Here is a 22,473-nt window from a genome sequence, read left to right on the forward strand (position 1 = left end):
AAATCACCAGCTTCAGCAGCCTTCAAGGCTTCCAATAGTTTTGAACGAGCATCGCCAGCATAGGCTACGATTTCAAAACCTAACAATGTTACTTCTTCTCTATTCATGATAGAATTCTCCTTATGTATTTTTAATTAAATTTTTATGACAATAAACGTTGGATATGTAGAACTAGATAAACTCGTTCACTTTTATACAAATCAAGACCCGTATATTGCGTAATCACATCATAGATCTTGGAACCAATCTCGAACGCTTTTGGATAGGATTGTTTAATATGATCTTCCATATCCAGAAGTGATTGGTTATCATCTCTAGATCTGTCTAAATAATCCAAGAAATAATTCAAATGAATCATAAAACGATCATAGAAATGATTATTCTCTTTGGTTCGTTGAATTGCATAACCCTTTAGCACTTCTTCAACATTCCTGAGAATTTCTTTCCTCTTATCAATCGACTCAACCACTTGAACTTCATTCTCCCCTTCGGCATTGATGAAATGATAAGCGATCCGAATAATTTCATCCTCAGGGAAATGATCTGTCAACTTCTGACGATAGATTTCAAAAGCTTCCTTTGCGATTTGAAAAGCGACAGGATACTTAGTGGAAATATCTGGCAGATTACTATCCTTGTACCTTCCTTGTGCTAGAGCTTGGTAAGAACAGTAAATATGATCTGTCAAGGTTACGTAGAGATACTCTTGAATCGGATAATGATATTTCTTTGATAGCTTATCAATGATTTCATAAGTCACTGTGATAAAATCCAGCGGAACATCTTTGAGGAGAGCCATAAAATTTTCTCTGGACTCTTCTGTCTTCATCCGAAAGATTTTCTCAACTTGATCTTCAGCAATCAAATCCCCCTTCTTTTTCCCAAATGCAATCCCTTTACCAATCACAATCACTTCTTCTCCTTTGTCATTTCTGACAAGTGAGACGTTGTGATTCATTGGGTTTAGAATTCGATACATGGCAACCTCCTTTTATCTCTTAAAGGTATATGAGTATAAAAAATGACCACAAATGAACTAGAAAATCCTTTGATTTCTAATCCATCTGTGATCATGCCTAATATTACTTAGTAACACTCACCTTGTATTAACTTGTGATTTAAGTATAGCACAAGTCAGTTTTTTTGTAAACCTTTACATGTAACTTTTTTTAAAATTTTTATTTAGATCAATGTTCCTAAGATTAGGGGGGGAAAACTTATACACGTTCAGTCCATGAAGTCGCTGTTGTTTGAAGAACCTTGTTGAGTTCGTCAATGTTTTCAAAACCAGTTGTGCGAAGCCATTCGCGAGCTGCTGCCTCACCGTCTTTGATGTAGGCTTCAACTGATCCAGCCCATGTTGCACGTCCACAAAGAACACCGTTGAAGTTTGCGCCTGATTCGTGGGCAAAGACAAGCGTTTCTTGGAAGAGTTTAGCTGATACACCCGCACTCAAGTAGATGTAAGGAAGATTTGTTGCTTCGTCTTGAGCTTTGAAGAAGGCTGCTGCTTCTTCGCGTGTATGAACGACTTCTCCATCACCAAAGCCTTCAACGTATTTCACATTGACTGGAACTTCCACTTTCAAAACATCGATGTTGAAGCGTGGGTCTGAGAAGACTTTCATAGCACCGATAACCTTGTGTGGCTTCACTTTTGCGTATTCTGCTGAACCTGCATCAGCAATCTTTTCATCGTAAGCCAAGATCTCAAGGAAGAAAGGAATGTCTTCTGCCACACACTCTGAACCGATGCGTTCGATATAGGCTTGTTTTTGTTGGTTGAGTTCATCAGAGCTGTCTACGTCATAGTAAAGCAAGAACTTGACAGCATCTGCACCTTGTTCTTTGATGCGTTTGGCAGACCAAACATCCAAGCAGTCAGGCAAGCGTTTAGTGCTAGTTGTGTCATAACCCGTTTTCTCATAAGCAAGGAGAAGACCAGCATTGGCATCAAGCGCTTTTGTAGCTGGAAGACCATACTCTGGGTCAAGAAGCATAGAGGATGCGTATTTAGTCAATTCATCTGCTACCAATACTTTGAGTTCTTCCATTTGATCCACTGTTGGCTCTTCTGTTTGGTATTGAGCCATGAGGCGTTTCAAAGCACCACGTTGGTCAAAGGCAAGAGCTGAGATAATGCCATTTTCATCTGAAAGTTTTTCTAAGCGCGCACGTTTTTGTTCTGTTAAAGCCATTTTATACCTCTTTTACTATTAATTGATCATATAAAGCTTGATAGTTGGCCATATTGACATGGCCTGTCATCTTTTCTTGAGCGTTAAGCATACCAAGGACATTTGCCTTGATGAGGAGTTCTGCATCCGATTCCTTATGAAGAAGACCTGATGAAATACCTGCAACAGTAGAATCTCCAGATCCGACAGGATTGACTACCTGAATTCTTGGAATATCTACTTTGTAGAAAGTGTCACCATGTTTTGCAAAAGCACCATTTGCACCAAGTGACACGATAATCCACTCAATCCCTGCAAATAAAGGCTCTTGAAGAACTTCTTTTAATTCATCCAAATCCTCAGAAACTTCTTTCCCAAGAAGCTGAGACAATTCTTCGTTATTTGGTTTAATAACTGTTGGTTTGTGTGGTGATTCAAGAATCGCCTGAAGTGCTGCACCTGAGCAATCTAGAACAACTGGTTTTCCTTTGCGATTAGCAAGTTCTACTAAGCTTGCATAGTAGTCAACTGGAAGACCTGCTGGCAGGCTACCAGAGATAGCAACTACTTCCACAGTGTCAAGGAGATTTTCGAAATGAGCCAAGAAATCTTGCCCTTCTTGTTCCAGAACTTCGGGACCTTTTTCAAGGATTTCTGTTTGGTTTTCACCGTGTAGAATAGCGATACAGTTACGAGTCTCTCCTTGAATGGAGAAGAAACGTTTCGTTACTTTATCATCGATATGCTCTACTAAAAACTCACCAAGTTTACCACCGACCAAACCGGTAGCAACAACAGAATCACCAAATTCTGAAAGCACTCGTGTAACATTGAGCCCTTTACCACCAGCTGTCTTGGTCACGTCCACCACACGGTTGACAGTGTCAATTTTTAATTCATCCAAAGGATAAGAAATATCAATGGATGGATTCATTGTGACTGTTAAAATCATGCGTCACCTCTTAGTCGTGGTATTCACCGCGATCCCATTTTTCAAGGAATTCTGTAAAGAAGTTTGCATCTGCTTGATGAGCATTGTGAGTTTCAACGTGCTCAATTTTCGCAATCAATTTTTTGTTTTCTTCTGATGGTTTGTATTCAGCATTGATGAAAGCTTCAATGATGTCGCACATGAGCAATTCACCAGTGATTTTACCACCAAAACCAATAACATTGGCGTTCAATTGTTCTTTTGCATAAAGAGCTGTTGTCATATCACGAACCAAGGCAGAACGAACTCCTGGAACTTTGTTGACAGCGTTGTTGATACCAACACCAGTACCACAGATACATACCCCAAGATCAGCTTGACCGCTAGTTACAGCTTCACCCACTTTTTTACCAAAGATTGGGTAGTGAGTACGTGTGTGGTCATAGGTACCAAAGTCGATGACTTCATATCCTTTTGATTTCAAAAATTCTGAAACCGCCATTTTTTCATCTGTTACGATGTGGTCACATCCAATTGCAATTCTCATTTTAACTTACCTTTCTTACTGTAATCTAATTAGCACATTTTGTTCAACATATCAACACGAATCTGGTGACGTCCACCGTCGTATTTACCATTAACAAAACCTTTAGCAATGTTTTTGGCCAATTCGTCACCAACAAGTTGTGCACCCATAGTGATCATACGTGAGTTGTTGTGTCCACGAGTCATATAAGCTGAACGTTCATCTGAAACTTCTGCAGCAACCATTCCTTTGATTTTAGTTGCGACCATGAATGGACCAGCCCCATAAGCATCAATCACGATACCAAGGTTTTGTTCTTCTTTGTTTACTTCTGCAGCAACAGCAAGAGTCACATCAACAAAGTCTTGACCTTCAGCTGTAACATCCACAACGTGGAAGTTTTCTTTTTCCAAGAAGTCTTTCACTACTTCTTTCAATCTCAAACCTGCAGCATCTGCACCGATAACAATAGACATATTGTATACTCCTTTTTATTTTTCTAGGCTAGTAAAGACTTTTATAGTTAGCAGTTTACCTACAAAAGACTTTCTAGCAGTTTATTGACAAATTGGATTGAATGAGATGAATATCACCTTATCCAAGTCCAGGAAATCAAGTTCCTAGAAAGAAACTTTCTCTGCGACAGAGAATATAACAAGTGATTATTTGTTTGTTACAAACATCATTTGTTGTTTACAAACATAATATACTCCTATTTATAGAAAAAGTCAACAGTAAATGTTTGTTTTTGTGGTTTTTTATCTAAAATATTTCAATATCAAAGCCAATCTGATCTACTTGACCAGCTTCCAAGAGACGAACATTCTTCTTATCTTCTAGATGATCTCCTTCTTCAAGTGAAGTTGATAAGCCAGACCATGGTTCAAAGGCAATGAAAGGTCCCTTATTCAAAGTTGACCAAATGATGAGATTTGAGAACTCTTGGAAGTGTACTTTTAATCCCTTCTCATGCTTACGAGAACGAAGCGCAATTGTTCTGGATTGCAACTCATCCAAAGTCACTGCATCTGTGCTAAACAAATCATAGCTAAGGTCTAATTCTTTTTGCCCATCCAACCATAAACTTCTATCTTGGAAGTCTAACATTCCTGTTTCTGGGAAAGGACGGGGAACAGAGCAAGTCTCTTCTTTCTCAAACTCTAAATAGTAATCTTCATAAGTTTCGCCATCTAGTAGAGGGCAATTAAAGCCTGGATGTCCACCAATAAAGTATGGCAGGACCTTGCTGGTTTCTTTATTGAAAATCTTGTATTGAGTACGAACTGTCTTGCCAGTAACCTTATAAGTGATTTCAAGGCGGAAATGATAAGGATAGTTTTGATAAGTATTCTCATCATCTTCGATAGCAAAGGTTACGCTGTTTTCTGTTTGATCAACCAACTCAAATTCTTTTTTACGGACCAAACCATGGCGAGGAATGTTTCCTTTCGTCTCTGTTCCATCTGCATGACTGTAGAAGGCTGTATCTTCTCTTAAAGAGCCACAGATTGGAAAAAGTACTGGCGCTTGTCCACTCCAGTAAGTGGCATCTCCTTGCCACAAATACTCAATGCCTTCTCGGTCCTTGATTGACGACAAGGCGCCACCTAAGATTTTAAACTGGACCGTTAACTGGTCTGATTTGATTTCAATTACCATAATATTCTCCAACTATTTTTAGATTTTTATATAAAAAACTAGGTTGCCACTCCCAATGTAGGAAATTAACAACCTAGTTTTCACAATTTACATTTTATAGGAGCGAATTATTTAGCATTTGCTGCGTATTCTTCGTTACGTTTGATCATTTGTTTTCTATACCAAGCAAAGATACCTACATAGAATACAAGGAAGGCTGCTGCACCAAGGATTGCTTTGATATCACCTGTTGTAGCATTACCGATTGCCCAACCAAATAGTTTTTCAATTGGTCCTTCAAGAGTTGAGTGAGTAATCAATTGAGCACTATCTACACCTTTAGGAAAGGCACCTACACCTTTAGCAAGTTCTGTTGCAAATGGTGCGATAAGAGTACCAGAAAGAAGGAAGAGAGGCAACAAGAGTGTTCCGAAGATAATCATACGGAGCAATTTACCACGTGTAACAACCAAGAGAGCTGGGGTCACACCCATAGCGATGATACCTGCAAGAGGCAAGATACCATTACCGACGTTTGAAAGAAGAACAGCTTCTACTAGCATGATTGGAGCAAGTACGTTAGCACAAGCCCAGATTTCAGCACGACCAGCGATGAAAGGCCAGTCAAGACCGATGTTGAATTTACGTCCTTGAAGACGTTTAGTAGCAACGTTTGTAATACCTTGTGAAAGTGGTTCTACGGCTGCGATGAACCAAGATCCGATAAGTGAGAAGAGTTCCAAAGCTACACCGGCTGTTAAACCAAGAGACAACCAACCTTTAATAACTTCTTGCCAGTTTGCAGCATCTTTAAGTCCTTCAACAGGTTGTGGAGTCCCCATAAAACCAATAACAATACCAAGGATGAAACCGATAAAGAATTTAGATCCCCAGAAACCGATTTTTTTGTTCAATTTAGCAGCATCAAAGTCATATTTATCAAGACCTGGGAAGAATTTTTCAAAAATCTTATCCAAAACCATGATAACTGGGTTCATCATGTAGTTCATGTGTGTTGAAGTCATTGGTGATGAACTTGGTGCATTAAGAAGATCGTCGAATGTTGGTTTCATCAGGTCAGAGTTGATGATCTTCAAAATACCTACAAGGACAACTGCTGCAGTTGCGATGAAGAGTGAAACTCCTTGGCTAACTCCATTGTTATCTGCGTACCATTTAATCAAAAGACCAGTTATTGACAAGTGCCAGATATCGAAGATATCGACGTCAAGTGTATCCGTTTTCTTCATTGCAAGCATCACAACGTTGACAATCAACATTACTAGCAAGAAGTAAAGTGTCCAAGCAGAGCCCCAAGTGATGGTAGCAAGTGGTGCCCAACCAACGTCAGTGATGTTCAAATGGATACCAGTGTTTTCAACGAATTTTTTAAGTGATTCTGAGAAAGCTCCATTGAGCATACCGATGATAGCACCGATACCAGTAAGAGCGATGGCAAGTTTAATACCACCTTCAAGCGCTTTGGAGAATTTCACTCCAAAAAGTAGAGCCAATACTGTCAAAATGATCAGCATGATAATTGGTCCACCCATATCCAAGATAGGTTTGAACAGCTTATTGGCTAGTTCGATAATGACATCCATAATAGTTCCTCCCGTTTTTTTAGTTATATGAATGTTAACAAGATAAAGAATAAATTAGCTTAGTCCGTGTTCTTTGATAGCTGCTTCAATATTGTCAAATACTGGAGCGCTCATCGCTGGAATACGGAACAAGATTGGGCCAGCTTCAATTACTGGAATACCTGGTTCAAAACCAAGGTCAGTTGCAGCGATTGGTGTAAAGATATCGTAGCCCTTGATAAGGTCTTCGTTTACATCTTTCACCATGACTGCATCACAGTGAACATCATAACCACGGTTTGAAAGTTCTTCTTCTAGAGCACTTTTAATTTGGTGACTTGAGTTAACACCTGCACCGCAGGCAGCAAGAATTTTAATCATTTGGATTTCCTCCGATTTTATATTTTAATAGACAAGATTAAGCGGTTGCTTCAGCAATGTAAGCATAAAGTTTTTCTGGTTCGGAAATTTTTGATAGATCTTCCAGATGTCCATTTCCTGTGAAAAAGTCCATCAACTGAGCCAGAATATTTGTTTGACTTGAACTTGAGTTGTTAATGATAAAGAAGAGTAGGGATACTTCTACTTCCTTATCAGGAGCTATCATATTGTGAAAAGTTACTGGTTTTTCTAATCGAACAACCACTACTTTCTCAGCTAGATTATGAACAATATCTGTATGAGGAATCGCTACATTTGGCAAGTCCTTTCCTAGAAATTCCATATCTAAACCAGTTGGAAATGACTTTTCACGCGTGATCAAGGCTTCACGATAAGTTGGAGTGACAATTTCTCGTTCTTCCAACAAGCTTGCTACCTGATCAAAGAGTTGTTCTTGATTATTCGCTTCTAAGCAAAACACTAGGTTTTTGTCAAAGAAATGATCTAATCCCATAACATTTTCCCTTCTTTCAATTATCTTTTATGCTATAAGTATAACACTATATGAAATCGTTGTCAATAATTTTTGTTTTATTTTGTTCTTTTTTTTGTAATTTTTGTTTCATTTAAAGAATACAATCAATATCAAACATTCTTGTTGTAAAATCCACAAAAAAAGAAGGCCCAAGCCTTCTTCTCTTTCCTTACTCAATAGTAGATAAAATCTCTTCTAACTTATGGTAGTCCTTTACACTATCAATTTCATAGATGCTATTTCCTTCTAATTCTTCGACATAGACATCTAATTCTTTGATATTATCCTTAACCATGTTGTCCCAGTAGAGATCAACAAATTCACCACTTTCGTAAGCTTTGTCAATAAAGCCAACAATCTTCTCAGCAGTTGGTGCATCCCAGAATGAAACTCCGCTCAGAATGCGACCAGCCTTGCTGTCAACAATAATGTCTTGAACCTTGTAGTCATCACCGTAAACCAAGAACCACTCGTTCGTACAGTCTTCACGATAAACGCTAAAATAGGTAGAACGTTTAAGATCGTTTCGAAACATATTTTTGAAAAGATAGTTATCTGCATCGATGACGTAGCTGTTAGCCAAATCTTCTTTTACTAGATAAAGTGAGTAAAAGTTATTGTAATCAGCATACTTGTCGTTAAAGACTAAACGGACACCATATTTTTCTTTTAGGTAGTCAAATTGTTCTTTGAGGTAACCGACAACGATGATAATCTCATCAATTCCTCTCTCTTTCAAAAACTCAATTTGGTATTCTACCAAGGGTTTTTGATTAACCTTAACCAAAGCTTTTGGTGTATTTTCAGTCATAGGGCGTAGACGAGTTCCTAAGCCCGCTGCTAAAATAATCGCTTTCACACGAATCTCCTTTATTCTTTAATAATAATATAAACACCAGCCATAACAATAAGTGAAGTGATGATTGTCAGCATATCTAGCGGTGCACCCAAGAAAACAACTGCAAATAAGACAGTCCAAACTACATAGCTCACATTCAAACCTGTCGCTTTCGCAGGTTGCAAACGATTAATGGCGATATAATAAGCTAAGTAGGAAATCATGTTAAAGGCTGCAAAGACAAGCAAGAGGCCTAGTAACTGCCCATCTGCCACTTCTGCAAATGAATGGTGTGAAAAGAGCACAATCACAAGATAGGACAAGAATGAGGTTACTTGTCGGATTAACAAGGCTTCAATTTCACTTAAATCACTTTCCATAGCATAGGAGCTGAGAACACTTTCGCTCCCCCAGGCAATGGCACAGATAAGGGCACAAAGAATCCCAATGTAAAACGAGTTAACTTGTTCAACCTTATAGGTTTGAGCAATGATAGCTGCAATAATCAAGAAAACACCAAATACTGTATTCTTTGAAACCTTGTGTTTCAAAATGAAGAAGGCTAGAAAAACTGAAACTGCTGGATAGATAGCTGATACAGATGAAGCTAGTGAACTACCGATATATTTAACCGCATAAAGATTGGCCTGCATACCAATTGGTCCTGCTAGTAAAGCTCCGATTATAACACTCACATTTCGAATATTTAAGAAAATAGAGAGGCGAACTTTTCCTTCTTTTACCAAAAGAAAAGCTAACAAGATAAAGATACTCAAGAAATCATGAGCAGCAGCCACCACAAAAGGTGAGAGATTTGTAAAAATTGAAAAGATATAAGCACTAATCGTTAGACCTAATCCCCAGAAGATACCAGAGAGCAGACCAAAAGAAACACCATTTTTATTCTTCATCCTAACCTCCATAATAAGTCAAACCCTCGACAGCTCTTTGGTAACGGTTGATACCGTAATCTCCAAAATCAGCTCCTTGAGCTTCTTTGTACACTGTCCACAAACTCCAGATAGTATCTTGCAAGATTTTATAGATACGAATCTTCTCACGTGATACAGGCGTTTTGTCACTTTCATAGTAGGAAAGGAAAGCATCTTCCTCTTGCTTTGTAAATTCAGACTCTAAGAAAAGTGCTGCCAAATCCCACATTGGATCATTCATGGAAGAGTATTCCCAGTCAATCAAATACAAGCGACCTTGAGGTGACTCGATGAAGTTTTCTGGAACCAAATCGATGTGACAGGACTTTCTATCAACACCCAAATCAGCCAATCTCTTTTCTAGTGAAAATACATCTTTTCTTACAGCTTCATAGTTTTCATAAGGGATAGCTCCCTCAATCAAGGATTCATATTTGCTGATTTCCTCAAAAGGAGCAAACTCTCCTCTTAATTCTTTCCCTGAAGCATGGATGGTTTGTAAAATTGGTGCAATCTTTTCAAACTTGGACTTGATTGATGTTGAATCAAGAGTTACTGCTGATTCGATGTATTCATTTACTTTAATCCCTGACTCAATATCAAAGAGGTAATTTTTGACATCTAAATCTAAATCCTCTAAAAGTTCAAGATTGTACTTTTCATTTTGACGATTGATGAGTTTTTCAGTCCCTTTACCAAAAAATTTCACAATATACTGTTTGTTGGTTGTTTTAACCAAATAGTTTTGGTTGGTCATGCCTCCCAACTGTTCAACACTGAGTACTTCCTCTTCATCAGATAGTAAAGAAGAAATTTTTTCTTTGATGAGTTTCTCCACAATTAACCTCCATCTTCTACACTTCCCACTTAAATACTGTTTTGAAAGCAGTATTAAGGTCTGTAGCAAAGACACGGTGAATGTCCTTGATTTCTCTCACTGGTTCTTCAACATAAAGGATATTCTTCAGACGATTTGCAAACTTTTTAACTTCCATCATTTGAATGGCCTTCTCAAAATCGACGCGTCCTGAGCGAGATGATCCTACTAATAACAATCCTTTTTCCAAAGCATCTCGTGTATTGATATTAACCTTGTATTCACTCACTCCCATCATGAGAATCGTTCCCTGTGGACGAATATAGCGAATCAGGTCATTGATAGCTGGTCCTGTACCATCACCACCGCAACACTCAAATCCATGATCAAAGGTCAAATCCTCTGGGATATTATCAGTAATATAGCACTCTTTTGCAAAAGAGAAGAGTTCCAGTTTTTCCCAATGGCGTCCAATCACGATAATCTCTGCTTCTGGCAAGGTATAATTGATAATATTTGCAACCACAAAGGCCAAACTACCATCTCCGATAACAGCGATGCGCTCTCTCTTGCTATGAGCAAGATTTAAGAAACGATCCATGGCATGCATACCAACACTCACAAACTCAGTAATGGCTGCAACTGTGTCCTCAATGTCATTATAAGACACAACACGATCTTTTGGAAGAGAGACAAATTCTCTCATAAAGCCATCATAACCACTTGATAGGAAGTAGGTTCCGGTCATGTAGTTCTCGTAGAACTCCTTGTCACTCTGCATAGGCGGTTGATTGGGAATCATAACTACCTTTTGACCGACTTCATAAGTCCCAGTCGGATCTGAAATAACAGTTCCACAAGACTCATGAATCATGGCCATAGGAAGTTTATTAGCCAATATCTTTGGATCACGCTTCCCTTGATAGTAACGTTGATCCGCATGACAAACCGCCATATAATTTGGACGAATCAGGATATGATTCTCCTGATCAATATCCTCTTCTTGATATTTTACATTGATAAACTTTGGTTTGGTCAGTTGATAAATTTGATTAATCATAGCCTTAGTCTTTCTCAATCATGCTTTTCGCGATTTTCAAGTCTGTCACCGTTGTGATTTTAAGGTTTGAATATTCCCCTTTAGCTAGAGCAACATCCTTTCCTTTGATAACAAAAATTTTACATGCATCCGTCAGGATTTCCTTTTCTTGATCAGATAGGGAACCATACAAATCCATGAAATCCTTGCAACGGAATGTCTGAGGTGTTTGACCTTGATAGAGGTGAGCACGATTTGGAATATCCGTGATAAACTGACCATTTGTACTTTCAACAATGGTATCAACCGCTTCTACTACTGTGTCAACCGCATCATGATCTTGAGCAAGTTTGATATTGTCCTGAATCATGCGAAGTGTGATAAAAGGACGAACAGAGTCGTGGGTAACCACGATATCTTCTAGAGTGATTGGACGATAGGCATTAATGGCTTCTATAATCTTCTCGATACTGGTATTGCGATCAGCCCCACCTTTGGTAATGATGATGCGATCCTTGTGGAGAGAAAGATACTTGTCAACTAGGTCCTCAGCGTGTGACACCCAGTCTCCATGAACTCCAACTACAATTTTTTCAATACTTGGTTCTAAGACGAATTTTTCAATTGTGTGGATCAAAATAGGTCGATCACCCAACTCCAAGAATTGTTTTGGTAAATTACTGATTCCCATGCGTGTGCCAGTTCCTCCGGCTAGGATTCCTGCATAGATCATTTATATTCTCCTTTAGTTTATTCTAAAAAACTCATTACTATCTATTATATCACAATCTGCCTCCATCATGAAAAAAAGACAGAGCGTCATTTAGTCTAATCAACACACCATTAAAGGTAAAAAGTGAACAATGTGTTACTAAATCTGGAAAGACTATAACAAATTAAGAAATAAATTTAGGTTATACTCTATATTTTCTGCTTAACGTTCGGTTAACATAGAGTTCTTTAGAATATAATAGAATCCTTAAAGAAAACTTAAATGAAATTTATTTGTTTCGCAAAGAATACCAGGTGTGCATAGTAAATTTCTTAAAAGTTGTTTAAGGGACTCATTATAAAAGTTCATATATCTAATGAATTAAACAAATAATAGACTTTTGCACCTAAAATTGATAAAATAAAAAGGAAAATAATAGAAAAGGAAACTGTAAACAGCCATGATGAACATGCAAAACATGATGCGCCAAGCACAAAAACTTCAAAAACAAATGGAACAGAGCCAAGCAGAACTCGCTGCCATGGAATTTGTTGGAAAATCAGCTCAGGACCTTGTCCAAGCAACCCTAACTGGAGACAAAAAAGTTGTCAGCATTGACTTCAACCCAGCAGTTGTAGATCCAGAAGATCTCGAAACACTTTCTGACATGACTGTTCAAGCGATTAACGCTGCTCTTGAACAAATTGATGAAACGACTAAGAAGAAACTAGGAGCTTTCGCTGGAAAATTGCCTTTCTAATCCACAAAAAAAGAGAAACATCTGTTTCTCTTTTTTTCTTAGAAATCAAAGAATTCCATTGCTTTCTTTAAGAGTAATTCCGTATATTCCGGATCGTCTTGAGCCGTTGTGACTTGTGACTGGACCATTTCAAGATCATCCGTTATCATGCCATCTGCGCCGAGACGAACTGCTTTATCAAATGCCTCCGAACCATTTACGGTCCAAACATAGAGTCTCTGATCAGTTGTCCAGAGTTTATTGACAAAGTATTCATCCAAAGTCGAGTACTCCATAGTGTAACCAGTTGCCTTGGTTCTTGGGAAGATACTGTTATAGGGAAGAATAAAGTAAACTGGAATTTCAGAATCATAAGTCAACACTTTATCAATCACATGGTAGTCTAGCGATTGCATCTGGTGTCCATATTTCTTGATAGTCGCTCCGTACTTTTCGAGGAAATGGTCCATCATTTGCGGACTATCTTTTTTACTGGTCTTAATCTCAATCAGCAATTTTTGGTTTAAAGCATTTGCACGCTCTAAATAGGCATCAAAGCTTGAAATCTTTGTTTGATAACCATTCTCGTAAATATCTGTATTTGTTAATTCATCCAGAGTCAAATCTTGCGGTGTAGCATTAATACCTGTTAAATTTTTGAGGTTAGCATCGTGCATCATCACGAACTGACCGTCTTTCGTTTCCTGCACATCCATTTCGATGAGATCTGGTTTTAGTTGAGCTGTTTTTTCTAAAGACTGCACAGTATTTTGAACACCGTTTTTATTACTTACTCCTCTATGCGAAATCACTAAAGGTGTATTGGTATCCGGAGATTCCAGATAAACGTAGCCTTCTATGGCAAAGATGATGCTTGCACACCCCATGACACCCCATCTCATCAGATGGTCTTTCTTTCGCCTTGGCATGATCTCCAACTCCTCTCCTGTCAGGAAGGAAACAAACTTCACTAGGAAATAAGTCAGGGTCATGTAATGGAAATTTTTAATCAAGACAAAATTAATTACACCGAGAATCAAGGATTCTTTTTGAGTTAGACTATCCATCACTACTTGCGCAAAAAGCAAGGGAATTAACAAACCAAAGAAGAAGAGATACGTTTTAATGATAATGAGCAAGAGATGCCAAGAGAAGAAAAGGACATTTTTCTTTGTCTTTTGGAGACTATATTTCACACTTTCTCTTACGGTCTTTCTTTCAAAGAGAATCTTAGGAAGGGCAAACATAAATCGGACGGAAATATAGAGTAAGATCCAAGCAGATGCTATGAGCATCAGTCCTACCAGCCAATGCTTACCTTCCCAATAATTCACAATAAAATCAGGGATAATAATCTTGTTGAGGTAGTAGATTTTTAAAATCTTACGGATGAACGGGAAAAGCAAAGCAATGTAAAAAAAGACAAAGGCCATCTTACAAAAGCTCAATCGCTTAACGAATAGAAAACTCTGGTGAAATACTTTTCTACTGTACTCAATTAAAGTTCTCTTTTCATGATAGAGAAGGTGACGAGCTCCTATAAACAAAAGACAAATCTGGAAATAGGCAACCAGGAGATTGATTGCAATTAAGATGAGAAAGGCTAAACTGATAAAAGGCGAGCCTTGTATAATCGCCCAAAAGTTATTGTAGGAGATAAACAAGTAACCTGTTTGTCTCAGAAGGATGCCAGCAATCCATGAATTTAATGGTAGCCAGACAAACTCAACCATCATAAATATCAAGAAAAATAGAAATAAAATCTTATCTAGGTTATAGTATATCTTCCTAAAACCTAGCTTCTTAGGTTTTTCAGGTTTCATAAGCACTCCTAGTCTAAAAATTGGGATAAATCTAAGCCACCGAAAGGATTCATCGAAAAACTACTCTGGTCTTCTATTAATAGCTTTCCTTCATCTGATTCCAAAAAAGCTTCGTAAACACGCGCCGTCATGCGGGCATCCTCTAAACTGTTATGAGACTTCCTGTGAAAGCCTAAAAAATTTGCAACAGTTTGCAATTTAAGATTGGCTATGCCGTGTAGATCAGAACTACGGCGTTCAAAAGCCTCCTCATATAGATCAACCTTATACTGGTCACGATAATCAATGCCATGCTCCAAGAGAATAGGCAAATCACTCTTAGCTGCATTGTAACCAACGATAGGTAAGTTACCGACAAATGCTTGAAAGTCCTTTAAAACTTGTTCTACCTTTGGCGCATCTTTCAAGGTTTCAGCTGTGATTCCAGTCAAACCATTGATAAAACTCTTCAATGGGGCTGTAGTATAAACATAAGAGTCAAAAGCAGCACATTCTTGCCCATCTTGAAAATGGACTGCTGATACTTGAATTAAATGGGTAACCCCCTCGTGTTGATTGAATTCCAAATCAAAGGCGATATAATCTCTTAATTTTTCCATTATTTACCTCAATTACTACCCAAAATAAACTATAAATAATAAAAGAAGCCATTAGGTTAGTGAGTAACCCAAACAGCTTCTTTATTTTCCTCCAAAAAGGCGAGCAAAAAAGCCTTTTTTGGTTGCTTGGACTTCTTCTTTTGCTTGGTCCAACTCGAGTTTCAAGGTTTCTTGATCCTTCATGGCTTGAAGAGTTAACTGTTGCTGTTGGTCCAACTGTTTGTCCTTTTCAGCAATCTGGCGGTCTTTGATACGCATCTGTTCGTCTTTTTCTGATAACTGGCGGTCTTTTGCTTTGAGCTGCTCGTACAAGCGAAGAATTTCAGCGTTTTTCTCATCGACCAAGATTTCCATCAGTTCACGTTGTTTGACATCATCACTGACTGGTTCATCTTCAAAAATCGTTTTTTTGTAGATTTCTTCTAGCTTGATCAAGCCACTTCGAGTAACTACAGTTACACCTTTGTCATTTTTTTTCGTGTCCTCTTCTGGAAGTTCTTTGACACGATTGTTGATTGCTTGACGAGATAGTCCTAAAACCTCTGCAATCTCACTGACGGTCATTTCAATACTCATAATATCCTCTGAAACGTTTTCTAGCTTTTCTTTATTTAAATCTTATCATAAGCTAGATAAACTGTCAAATTTCCGCTTAATCCAAGGCCTTTAAAAAGGCTAGTAAGACTTGGGCAGAACGATGTCCAGCTTCGATAATAAACTCATCAAAAGAGATAGAGGCTTCGTGATTGGCATTGTCACTCATAGCACGAATGACTAGGAACGGTAAATTAAGAGACTGAGCCGCTTGTGCAATAGCAGCCCCTTCCATTTCAACTGCTAAAACATCAGGGAAGTGGGATTTGATACTAGCAATCTTATCATCTCCAGCTATAAAACTGTCTCCTGTAGCAATCAAGCCTAGGTGCCATGTCTGCACTAACTGAAATAAGTTTTCTTTAATCCTAGCGATAAATTTCTTATCTGATTCAAAGTACAGAGGTTGACCAGCCATTTGGCCATAAGCATAACCAAAAGCAGTCACATCCACATCATGGTATGCTAGTCTATCTGCAATCACGACATCACCAACAGCAATCCCTTCAGCAAGAGCACCTGCTGATCCTGTATTGATGATAGCTTCTACCTGAAAATGGTCAGCTAACACTGCTACACTCATAGCCGACATGACCTTTCCAATCCCACTCTGAACTAGAACGACTTCTGTATTGCCAACAGAGCCAGTGTAGTAAGTATTTCCTAAGACTTGGACTTCTTTAGGTTTTTCCAAATTCTGAGTCAAATATACGAGTTCTTCTGGCATGGCAGCAATGATTCCAATTTTCATTTCAAGTCCTTTCAATTACAAGAGTTTCATCGCTAAAATTAACAAAATCAAAAGTAGGATAACTGCAAACAAGATGCGATTGAGTTTCGAATTAAAAACATTTCTCTTGGTATTCTCAATGCGACGACTTTTATGAATCGTTGGTTCTACTTCGATTGTAAGTGTATCTTGACTAAAACCGTGGTCTCTAGAACGTGAATAACCAAAATGTTGTGAAGACGTTGGTAGGATCTTTGTTTCCTCATCATCTTTAAGAGGTGGTCCTGATATTTTCTCACCACGGTTGGCACGTTCAATCATTTCGTCTGTTAATAAAGGTTTTCCCATGGGTTGCTCCTCTATTTCTTTTGTAGTTCCCAGTACTGGATCGCCATAATGGTCTTGGCATCACAGATATGACCTGACTGGATCAGGTTCTTGGCTTCCTCTAGACTTACTTCTAGGACTTCCAAGGTTTCATCATCATCTTGTGGACGAGGATTTTCCACCTTAACCAAATCTCTGGCGAGATAAAGTTTTAGTTTTTCGTTACAAAATCCAATCGCAGAATAGAAATCGTACAACAGTTCTAACTTACCAGTATAGGCAACTTCTTCTTCCAATTCACGAAGGGCCGCCGCCATTGGATCAGCATTTTCACCAAGTTCTAGTTTACCAGCAGGAATCTCATAAGAAACCGCCTCGATAGCCTTTCGGTATTGCTTAACGAGAACGATTTTATCCTCGGCTGTCACAGCTAGTACACAAACAGCTCCATTATGAAAAATTAAGTCACGTTGGGCAGTACCCTTTCCTTCTGGTAGTTCCACCTGGTCTTGTACTAGTTTGAAAATAGGACCTTGATAGATTTCCTTCCGACTAATCGTTTTTTCTTCAAATTCCATGACAAACTCCTACTGGTTCTTGGGATGATGAGGGAGGCGAGTCGCATATTCATCTTTGTTGACCTGACGTCCACGGCCGATAGCAATGGCATCAGCAGGAACATTCTTGGTAATGGTTGAACCCGCTCCAACCAGAGAATTATCCCCAAGTTCTACAGGAGCAATAATAGTTGAGTTTGAGCCAACAAAGACATTATTGCCAATGACAGTTTTATATTTATTTTTGCCATCGTAGTTGACTGTAATAGTTCCTGCACCAAAATTAACGTTGCTACCCACTTCACAGTTTCCAATATAAGTCAAATGACCCGCCTTGGTATTTTCACCAATTGAAGATCCTTTTACTTCAACAAAATTTCCAATGTGAACTTGAGCAGCCAGGCTTGAACCTGGACGAATATGGGCATAAGGGCCAACAGTCACGCCGTCTGCAACTGTACTTTCCTCAATCATAGAGTTGGTAATCACAGCTCCAGCTCCGATAGTGCTATCCACTACATAAGTACCGTTTGTCAAAACAGTCTCAGCACCAATCTTCGTTTGACCTTTCAAGGTAACATTAGCTTCGATTTGGACTTCGGGAGCAATCTCAACATCAATGTCGATGTAAGTTGCTTCAGGATTGACAAAGCTAACACCATTAACCATATGCTTTTGGTTGATACGGCGACGCATCACTGCTTCTGCAGTCGCAAGAGCTACACGGTCATTTACCCCGAGGCTTTCATCAAAATCCTTGAGAGTATAGGCCCCAACCTTCTCACCCGCATTACGGAAAATACCAATCACGTCAGTAATATAGTACTCACCTTGGGCATTGTTGGTGTTGATGTTTTTAAGGGCTTCAAAAAGACGTTCATTGTCAAATACATAAGTTCCTGTATTGATTTCCTTGATTTGTTTTTCAAAGTCTGTGGCATCTTTCTGCTCCACAATGCGAAGAACTTCAGCATTATCATTGCGGACGATACGACCATATCCAAAAGGATCAGCTGCTTCAGCTGTCAAGATCGTCGCCACATTTTTGTGATTGATATGGAAATCCAAAAGGTTTTTCAAGCTTTCACCTGTAATCAGAGGAGTATCTCCAGCGATAACCAATGTGTGGCCTGTACGATTTTGGAGAATAGGCTCTGCCATCATGACAGCATGCCCAGTTCCTAGTTGTTCTGATTGGGTAACAAAGTCTGTCTGACCGGCTAATACTTGCTCAACTAGCTCTGCCTTGTGACCAACTACAGTAACTGTTTTTTCAGGTTGAATAGCACCAACACTACGAAAAACATGTTCCAACATCGAAATTCCAGCTACTTTATGAAGTACCTTTGGAAGATCTGATTTCATGCGAGTACCTTTACCCGCTGCTAAAATAATGGCATAATTTGACATAATCTTCTCTTTTCTCTAGAAATTCCCTTATATTATACCATAATTTAGTTTCTTAGGAGTAAACAAACAGAAAAATAGGGAGAAGACGCCCATATATTCACTTTTTCCGATGTTTTCTTTGATTTTTTTGTCTATTTACGTTAAACTATTTAAATATGAGAAAAAAGATTCATCCAGCTATTATTTTTACTTTATTTACTATATTTATAGCTATTTTGATCCTCAATAGACCAACTTATGAAGACCATCCTATCAAGTCAAAACCCAATGCAGTCCAGGTTGAAAATCAGGCCTTGCATAATCTTGACAAACCTATTATTGACGTCTCTGGCTGGCAAATACCTGAGGAAATCAACTACGATACCTTATCTCAAAATATTTCTGGTGTTATTGTTCGTGTCCACAATGGGGGTCAGCATACTGAAACAAATAATGCCGCCTATGCCAATGGTGTCGATAAAGCCTATATAAATCATATTTCAGAATTTCAAAAACGGAATGTTCCAGTTGCTGTTTATGCCTATCTAGCAGGTACTAGTAAGAAAGAAATGGAAAAAGCTGCTGAGGTTTTCTACAATGCTGCTTCTCCATACAACCCTAGTTACTATTGGCTCGATGTTGAAGAAAAAACAATGTCCGATATGAATGAAGGTGTTGAAGCTTTTAGGGCTAAACTAGAAGCCCTTGGCGCCAAAAATATCGGAATTTACATCGGTGTTTATTTTATGCAAGAGCATAGTATCAATACAGATAAGTTCTCTGCTGTCTGGATTCCATCTTATGGAACGAATTCAGGCTACTTTGAAACCACGCCTAATACAGATTTAGACTATGACCTCCATCAGTATACTTCAAAAGGAAGAATTGCTGGATTTGAGCATCATTTAGATATTAATCTCATTTCTACCTTGAAGGAAAAAGAAGAAACCTTCAGAAAACTATTTTTAAGACCATAAAACAAGTGAAAATTGCTCTCTTTTTCACTTGTTTTTTCATTTTCTTCTCGTCTGTGTTATAATTGATAGGATAGAGAAAGAATTTTATGAAATTGAGGATTTTATGATGTTTTCATGGATTGCAAGAGTTATTAAAGGAATCGTCATCGCCTTAGGATTTATCCTACCTGGAATTTCTGGTGGTGTTCTGGCAGCTATTTTGGGAATTTACGAGCGAATGATTTCTTTTCTGGCTCATCCCTTTAAAGATTTTAAAGCGAATGTCCTATACTTTATTCCAGTAGCAATTGGGATGTTGCTAGGCATTGGTTTGTTTTCTTATCCAATCGAGTATCTGCTAGCAAATTACCAAGTCTATGTTTTATGGAGTTTTGCTGGAGCTATCATCGGTACAGTGCCTAGCCTCCTTAAAGAATCTACTCGGGAATCTGATCGGGATAAGATTGACCTAGTCTGGTTCTGGACCACCTTTATCCTTTCAGGTGTCGGGCTCTACGCGCTAAATTTTGTTGTTGGTTCTCTCAGTGCTGGTTTCGCTAGTTTCATCTTAGCGGGTGCTCTTTTAGCTCTAGGTGTCTTGGTGCCTGGTTTAAGTCCGTCAAACCTACTCTTGATTTTAGGGCTGTACGCTCCAATGCTAACTGGCTTTAAGACCTTTGATTTATTCGGAACCTTCCTTCCTATTGGGATTGGTGCAGGAGCAACACTCATCATTTTTTCAAAATTAATGGACCACGCCTTGAACAACTACCACTCCCGTGTTTATCACTTTATTATTGGGATTGTGCTGTCAAGCACCCTCTTGATTTTGATTCCAAATGCTGGAAGTGCTGAAAGTATCCAATACACTGGACTTTCTATTGTGAGCTATGTTCTCGTCGCCTTCTTCTTTGCGCTTGGCATTTGGCTTGGTATCTGGATGAGTCAATTGGAGGATAAATATAAATAATGGCAAAGAAAGTTAAGATTAAAAAAACCTTGGTCGAACAAATCTTGACCAAGGCGGGTATTGACCATACTGGTATACAAATCAACGCGCTTGAGGGAGAACTTCCTTCAGAATATGATCGAACTCATATCTTTAAAACCTTGGCTCTATTAGGGGACAAAACGGGGCCAATCATCGGAATCGTTCCCATAACAGAACACCTCGCTGAGAAAAAACTAGCAAAGGTTTCTGGTAATAAAAAAGTCAGCATGATTCCTCAAAAAGACCTAGAAAAAACGACAGGCTATATTCATGGGGCTAATAACCCCGTCGGCATTCGCCAAAAACACAATTATCCTATTTTTATTGATCAGACTGCTTTGGATTTGGACCAAATGATTGTCTCTGCTGGAGAAGTTGGGCATAGTATTATCATCCGACCTCAAGACTTAGCCAGTTTTGTAAAAGCGGACTTTGCTGATATCTTGGAGGAAAGTAAGTAATGAAACTCTATTTTGTCCGTCATGGTCGCACCCTCTGGAATCTTGAAGGACGTTTTCAAGGTGCTAGTGGTGACTCTCCCCTTCTTCCAGAGTCCATTGACACACTAAAACAACTGGGGCAGTATCTTAAGGAAATTCCTTTTGATACGATTTATTCTAGTGATTTACCCAGAGCCGTTAAATCTGCTGAAATTATCCAAAGTCAACTCCTAGCCCCTTGTCCTTTAAAGAGCATTCCTAACCTACGTGAATGGCAACTTGGCAAACTAGAGGGATTAAAAATTGCTACGCTCAATGCCATCTACCCACAACAAATCAAGGCCTTTCGCTCTAATCTGGCTCAGTTTGATACGAGGATGTTTGAAGCCGAATCTCTCTACTCTACGACTCAGCGAACCATTCAGTTTATCAAATCTCTGAAAGAAAGTCCGGCTGAAAGAATTCTGATTGTCGGGCATGGGGCCAATCTCACTGCTAGCCTTCGTACACTTTTAGGCTATAAAGAGGCTCACCTTCGCAAAGATGGAGGCTTGGCAAATGCTAGTCTGACAGTTTTAGAGACCGATGATTTTGAAATCTTCACTCTGGAAAGATGGAATGACACTTCCTATCAAAGAAAATAATGGAACTTGATCTTAATAGTCAAGTTCTTTTTAGTTTTCAAAGAATATCCGTGAATTTCTCTGCTATTTATGATAAAATGGGAGTATCGCAAAAAATGACTCATCGTATCAAATTTTGAGTAAAATTAGGAGGAACCCATGTCTACAGAACATATGGAAGAACTAAATGACCAGCAGATCGTTCGCCGTGAAAAAATGGCTGCGCTCCGTGAACAAGGAATCGATCCCTTCGGAAAACGTTTTGAACGTACTGCTAACTCACAAGAGCTTAAAGACAAATTTGCAGAACTTGATAAAGAACAATTACATGAATTAAATGAAACTGCTACTATCGCTGGACGCTTAGTAACCAAACGTGGAAAAGGGAAAGTCGGCTTTGCCCATCTTCAAGACCGAGAAGGTCAAATCCAAATCTACGTTCGTAAAGATGCTGTTGGTGAAGAAAACTACGAAATCTTCAAAAAAGCAGACCTCGGTGACTTCCTTGGTGTCGAAGGTGAAGTCATGCGTACAGATATGGGAGAACTTTCTATCAAGGCAACTCACATCACACACTTGTCTAAAGCACTTCGCCC

At 38.7% G+C, this 22,473-nt stretch carries 27 protein-coding genes and 1 pseudogene; 6 read left to right on the forward strand and 22 right to left on the reverse strand.

Annotated elements, in window-relative coordinates:
* The 15 genes and pseudogenes from lacF to GMD4S_RS04500 form a co-directional block, all read right to left on the reverse strand.
* Positions 1-107 (reverse strand): annotated as a pseudogene (lacF, locus tag GMD4S_RS04430) (PTS lactose transporter subunit IIA); the annotation flags it as partial.
* 35 nt (positions 108-142) lie between these two features.
* Positions 143-979 (reverse strand): PRD domain-containing protein, encoded by an 837-nt coding sequence (locus tag GMD4S_RS04435; protein WP_000285700.1) that lies wholly within the window; start codon positions 977-979, stop codon positions 143-145.
* 238 nt (positions 980-1,217) lie between these two features.
* A complete protein-coding gene (lacD, locus tag GMD4S_RS04440) occupies positions 1,218-2,198 on the reverse strand; it encodes a tagatose-bisphosphate aldolase (RefSeq protein WP_001229132.1) in 981 nt (326 codons plus the stop codon).
* Position 2,199: 1 nt separating this feature from the next.
* Positions 2,200-3,129 (reverse strand): tagatose-6-phosphate kinase, encoded by a 930-nt coding sequence (locus GMD4S_RS04445; RefSeq protein ID WP_000604304.1) that lies wholly within the window; start codon positions 3,127-3,129, stop codon positions 2,200-2,202.
* Positions 3,130-3,139: 10 nt separating this feature from the next.
* Positions 3,140-3,655, reverse strand: a complete 516-nt coding sequence (gene lacB / locus GMD4S_RS04450) for a galactose-6-phosphate isomerase subunit LacB (protein ID WP_001216921.1) — start codon at positions 3,653-3,655, stop codon at positions 3,140-3,142.
* Positions 3,656-3,684: 29 nt separating this feature from the next.
* Positions 3,685-4,110, reverse strand: coding sequence for a galactose-6-phosphate isomerase subunit LacA (gene lacA, locus GMD4S_RS04455; protein WP_000029277.1), 426 nt, complete (start codon positions 4,108-4,110; stop codon positions 3,685-3,687).
* Between the two features lie 286 nt (positions 4,111-4,396).
* On the reverse strand, positions 4,397-5,293 hold the full coding sequence (locus GMD4S_RS12855) for an aldose 1-epimerase family protein (RefSeq protein WP_000234150.1): 897 nt from the start codon (positions 5,291-5,293) through the stop codon (positions 4,397-4,399).
* Between the two features lie 107 nt (positions 5,294-5,400).
* Complete coding sequence (locus GMD4S_RS04465) at positions 5,401-6,876, reverse strand: PTS galactitol transporter subunit IIC (RefSeq protein ID WP_000382518.1); 1,476 nt, start codon at positions 6,874-6,876, stop codon at positions 5,401-5,403.
* A 54-nt stretch (positions 6,877-6,930) separates the two neighbouring features.
* Positions 6,931-7,236 carry a PTS sugar transporter subunit IIB gene (locus tag GMD4S_RS04470; protein ID WP_000590551.1) on the reverse strand — a complete coding sequence of 102 codons (306 nt, stop codon included), beginning with the start codon at positions 7,234-7,236 and terminating at the stop codon, positions 6,931-6,933.
* Positions 7,237-7,273: 37 nt separating this feature from the next.
* Positions 7,274-7,750: a PTS sugar transporter subunit IIA gene (locus GMD4S_RS04475; protein ID WP_000521987.1), complete on the reverse strand. Its 477-nt coding sequence runs from the start codon at positions 7,748-7,750 to the stop codon at positions 7,274-7,276.
* A 190-nt stretch (positions 7,751-7,940) separates the two neighbouring features.
* Positions 7,941-8,630, reverse strand: coding sequence for a sugar phosphate nucleotidyltransferase (locus tag GMD4S_RS04480; RefSeq protein WP_000643950.1), 690 nt, complete (start codon positions 8,628-8,630; stop codon positions 7,941-7,943).
* A gap of 11 nt (positions 8,631-8,641) precedes the next feature.
* Positions 8,642-9,520 carry a DMT family transporter gene (locus tag GMD4S_RS04485; protein WP_000791836.1) on the reverse strand — a complete coding sequence of 293 codons (879 nt, stop codon included), beginning with the start codon at positions 9,518-9,520 and terminating at the stop codon, positions 8,642-8,644.
* Position 9,521: 1 nt separating this feature from the next.
* A complete protein-coding gene (locus GMD4S_RS04490; protein WP_000413082.1) occupies positions 9,522-10,379 on the reverse strand; it encodes a phosphotransferase family protein in 858 nt (285 codons plus the stop codon).
* A 16-nt stretch (positions 10,380-10,395) separates the two neighbouring features.
* The gene (locus tag GMD4S_RS04495) at positions 10,396-11,418 is read right to left on the reverse strand and encodes a ribitol-5-phosphate dehydrogenase (RefSeq protein WP_000609907.1); all 1,023 of its coding nucleotides are present in this window, start codon (positions 11,416-11,418) and stop codon (positions 10,396-10,398) included.
* A gap of 4 nt (positions 11,419-11,422) precedes the next feature.
* Positions 11,423-12,130: an IspD/TarI family cytidylyltransferase gene (locus GMD4S_RS04500; protein ID WP_000638515.1), complete on the reverse strand. Its 708-nt coding sequence runs from the start codon at positions 12,128-12,130 to the stop codon at positions 11,423-11,425.
* A 439-nt stretch (positions 12,131-12,569) separates the two neighbouring features.
* Here GMD4S_RS04500 and GMD4S_RS04505 point away from each other — a divergent pair, with 439 nt between their 5' ends.
* Positions 12,570-12,869, forward strand: coding sequence for a YbaB/EbfC family nucleoid-associated protein (locus GMD4S_RS04505; protein ID WP_000981516.1), 300 nt, complete (start codon positions 12,570-12,572; stop codon positions 12,867-12,869).
* Between the two features lie 38 nt (positions 12,870-12,907).
* Here the strand turns inward: GMD4S_RS04505 and GMD4S_RS04510 are convergent, their stop codons facing one another.
* From GMD4S_RS04510 to glmU, 7 genes are all read right to left on the reverse strand, one after another.
* Positions 12,908-14,671, reverse strand: a complete 1,764-nt coding sequence (locus GMD4S_RS04510; RefSeq protein ID WP_000801705.1) for a glycerophosphoryl diester phosphodiesterase membrane domain-containing protein — start codon at positions 14,669-14,671, stop codon at positions 12,908-12,910.
* A gap of 8 nt (positions 14,672-14,679) precedes the next feature.
* Positions 14,680-15,270 (reverse strand): 3'-5' exonuclease, encoded by a 591-nt coding sequence (locus tag GMD4S_RS04515; RefSeq protein WP_000413620.1) that lies wholly within the window; start codon positions 15,268-15,270, stop codon positions 14,680-14,682.
* Between the two features lie 81 nt (positions 15,271-15,351).
* Positions 15,352-15,846 (reverse strand): chromosome segregation protein RocS, encoded by a 495-nt coding sequence (gene rocS, locus GMD4S_RS04520; RefSeq protein WP_000021252.1) that lies wholly within the window; start codon positions 15,844-15,846, stop codon positions 15,352-15,354.
* 76 nt (positions 15,847-15,922) lie between these two features.
* On the reverse strand, positions 15,923-16,615 hold the full coding sequence (locus GMD4S_RS04525) for a 5'-methylthioadenosine/adenosylhomocysteine nucleosidase (RefSeq protein ID WP_000689812.1): 693 nt from the start codon (positions 16,613-16,615) through the stop codon (positions 15,923-15,925).
* Positions 16,616-16,630: 15 nt separating this feature from the next.
* Entirely contained in the window at positions 16,631-16,942 is a 312-nt protein-coding gene (macP, locus tag GMD4S_RS04530; RefSeq protein ID WP_000517860.1) for a cell wall synthase accessory phosphoprotein MacP, read from the reverse strand.
* 11 nt (positions 16,943-16,953) lie between these two features.
* Positions 16,954-17,499 carry an NUDIX hydrolase gene (locus GMD4S_RS04535; RefSeq protein ID WP_000393796.1) on the reverse strand — a complete coding sequence of 182 codons (546 nt, stop codon included), beginning with the start codon at positions 17,497-17,499 and terminating at the stop codon, positions 16,954-16,956.
* A 9-nt stretch (positions 17,500-17,508) separates the two neighbouring features.
* Entirely contained in the window at positions 17,509-18,888 is a 1,380-nt protein-coding gene (gene glmU, locus GMD4S_RS04540) for a bifunctional UDP-N-acetylglucosamine diphosphorylase/glucosamine-1-phosphate N-acetyltransferase GlmU (RefSeq protein ID WP_000073757.1), read from the reverse strand.
* Between the two features lie 155 nt (positions 18,889-19,043).
* Between glmU and GMD4S_RS04545 the strand changes: the two genes are divergently transcribed.
* The 5 genes from GMD4S_RS04545 to GMD4S_RS04565 form a co-directional block, all read left to right on the forward strand.
* Positions 19,044-19,844 (forward strand): glycoside hydrolase family 25 protein, encoded by an 801-nt coding sequence (locus GMD4S_RS04545; RefSeq protein WP_001227570.1) that lies wholly within the window; start codon positions 19,044-19,046, stop codon positions 19,842-19,844.
* 106 nt (positions 19,845-19,950) lie between these two features.
* A complete protein-coding gene (locus GMD4S_RS04550; protein WP_008289179.1) occupies positions 19,951-20,793 on the forward strand; it encodes a DUF368 domain-containing protein in 843 nt (280 codons plus the stop codon).
* A complete protein-coding gene (locus tag GMD4S_RS04555; RefSeq protein WP_001085910.1) occupies positions 20,793-21,275 on the forward strand; it encodes an aminoacyl-tRNA deacylase in 483 nt (160 codons plus the stop codon). Before GMD4S_RS04550 ends, GMD4S_RS04555 begins: the two co-directional genes overlap by 1 nt.
* The gene (locus tag GMD4S_RS04560) at positions 21,275-21,898 is read left to right on the forward strand and encodes a histidine phosphatase family protein (protein WP_000780804.1); all 624 of its coding nucleotides are present in this window, start codon (positions 21,275-21,277) and stop codon (positions 21,896-21,898) included. Before GMD4S_RS04555 ends, GMD4S_RS04560 begins: the two co-directional genes overlap by 1 nt.
* A gap of 138 nt (positions 21,899-22,036) precedes the next feature.
* Positions 22,037-22,473, forward strand: a 437-nt coding sequence (locus tag GMD4S_RS04565; RefSeq protein WP_000102436.1) for an OB-fold nucleic acid binding domain-containing protein, incomplete at its 3' end; no start/stop codon positions are given.

This window comes from Streptococcus sp. GMD4S, assembly GCF_000296955.1.

Bases quoted from the DNA above. Each gene is read 5' to 3' on its own strand.
- GMD4S_RS04435 (WP_000285700.1), bottom strand. From the start codon at position 979: ATGTATCGAATTCTAAACCCAATGAATCACAACGTCTCACTTGTCAGA.
- lacD (WP_001229132.1), bottom strand. From the start codon at position 2,198: ATGGCTTTAACAGAACAAAAACGTGCGCGCTTAGAAAAACTTTCAGAT.
- GMD4S_RS04445 (WP_000604304.1), bottom strand. From the start codon at position 3,129: ATGATTTTAACAGTCACAATGAATCCATCCATTGATATTTCTTATCCT.
- lacB (WP_001216921.1), bottom strand. From the start codon at position 3,655: ATGAGAATTGCAATTGGATGTGACCACATCGTAACAGATGAAAAAATG.
- lacA (WP_000029277.1), bottom strand. From the start codon at position 4,110: ATGTCTATTGTTATCGGTGCAGATGCTGCAGGTTTGAGATTGAAAGAA.
- GMD4S_RS12855 (WP_000234150.1), bottom strand. From the start codon at position 5,293: ATGGTAATTGAAATCAAATCAGACCAGTTAACGGTCCAGTTTAAAATC.
- GMD4S_RS04465 (WP_000382518.1), bottom strand. From the start codon at position 6,876: ATGGATGTCATTATCGAACTAGCCAATAAGCTGTTCAAACCTATCTTG.
- GMD4S_RS04470 (WP_000590551.1), bottom strand. From the start codon at position 7,236: ATGATTAAAATTCTTGCTGCCTGCGGTGCAGGTGTTAACTCAAGTCAC.
- GMD4S_RS04475 (WP_000521987.1), bottom strand. From the start codon at position 7,750: ATGGGATTAGATCATTTCTTTGACAAAAACCTAGTGTTTTGCTTAGAA.
- GMD4S_RS04485 (WP_000791836.1), bottom strand. From the start codon at position 9,520: ATGAAGAATAAAAATGGTGTTTCTTTTGGTCTGCTCTCTGGTATCTTC.
- GMD4S_RS04495 (WP_000609907.1), bottom strand. From the start codon at position 11,418: ATGATTAATCAAATTTATCAACTGACCAAACCAAAGTTTATCAATGTA.
- GMD4S_RS04500 (WP_000638515.1), bottom strand. From the start codon at position 12,130: ATGATCTATGCAGGAATCCTAGCCGGAGGAACTGGCACACGCATGGGA.
- GMD4S_RS04505 (WP_000981516.1), top strand. From the start codon at position 12,570: ATGATGAACATGCAAAACATGATGCGCCAAGCACAAAAACTTCAAAAA.
- GMD4S_RS04510 (WP_000801705.1), bottom strand. From the start codon at position 14,671: ATGAAACCTGAAAAACCTAAGAAGCTAGGTTTTAGGAAGATATACTAT.
- GMD4S_RS04515 (WP_000413620.1), bottom strand. From the start codon at position 15,270: ATGGAAAAATTAAGAGATTATATCGCCTTTGATTTGGAATTCAATCAA.
- rocS (WP_000021252.1), bottom strand. From the start codon at position 15,846: ATGAGTATTGAAATGACCGTCAGTGAGATTGCAGAGGTTTTAGGACTA.
- GMD4S_RS04525 (WP_000689812.1), bottom strand. From the start codon at position 16,615: ATGAAAATTGGAATCATTGCTGCCATGCCAGAAGAACTCGTATATTTG.
- macP (WP_000517860.1), bottom strand. From the start codon at position 16,942: ATGGGAAAACCTTTATTAACAGACGAAATGATTGAACGTGCCAACCGT.
- GMD4S_RS04535 (WP_000393796.1), bottom strand. From the start codon at position 17,499: ATGGAATTTGAAGAAAAAACGATTAGTCGGAAGGAAATCTATCAAGGT.
- glmU (WP_000073757.1), bottom strand. From the start codon at position 18,888: ATGTCAAATTATGCCATTATTTTAGCAGCGGGTAAAGGTACTCGCATG.
- GMD4S_RS04545 (WP_001227570.1), top strand. From the start codon at position 19,044: ATGAGAAAAAAGATTCATCCAGCTATTATTTTTACTTTATTTACTATA.
- GMD4S_RS04550 (WP_008289179.1), top strand. From the start codon at position 19,951: ATGTTTTCATGGATTGCAAGAGTTATTAAAGGAATCGTCATCGCCTTA.
- GMD4S_RS04555 (WP_001085910.1), top strand. From the start codon at position 20,793: ATGGCAAAGAAAGTTAAGATTAAAAAAACCTTGGTCGAACAAATCTTG.
- GMD4S_RS04560 (WP_000780804.1), top strand. From the start codon at position 21,275: ATGAAACTCTATTTTGTCCGTCATGGTCGCACCCTCTGGAATCTTGAA.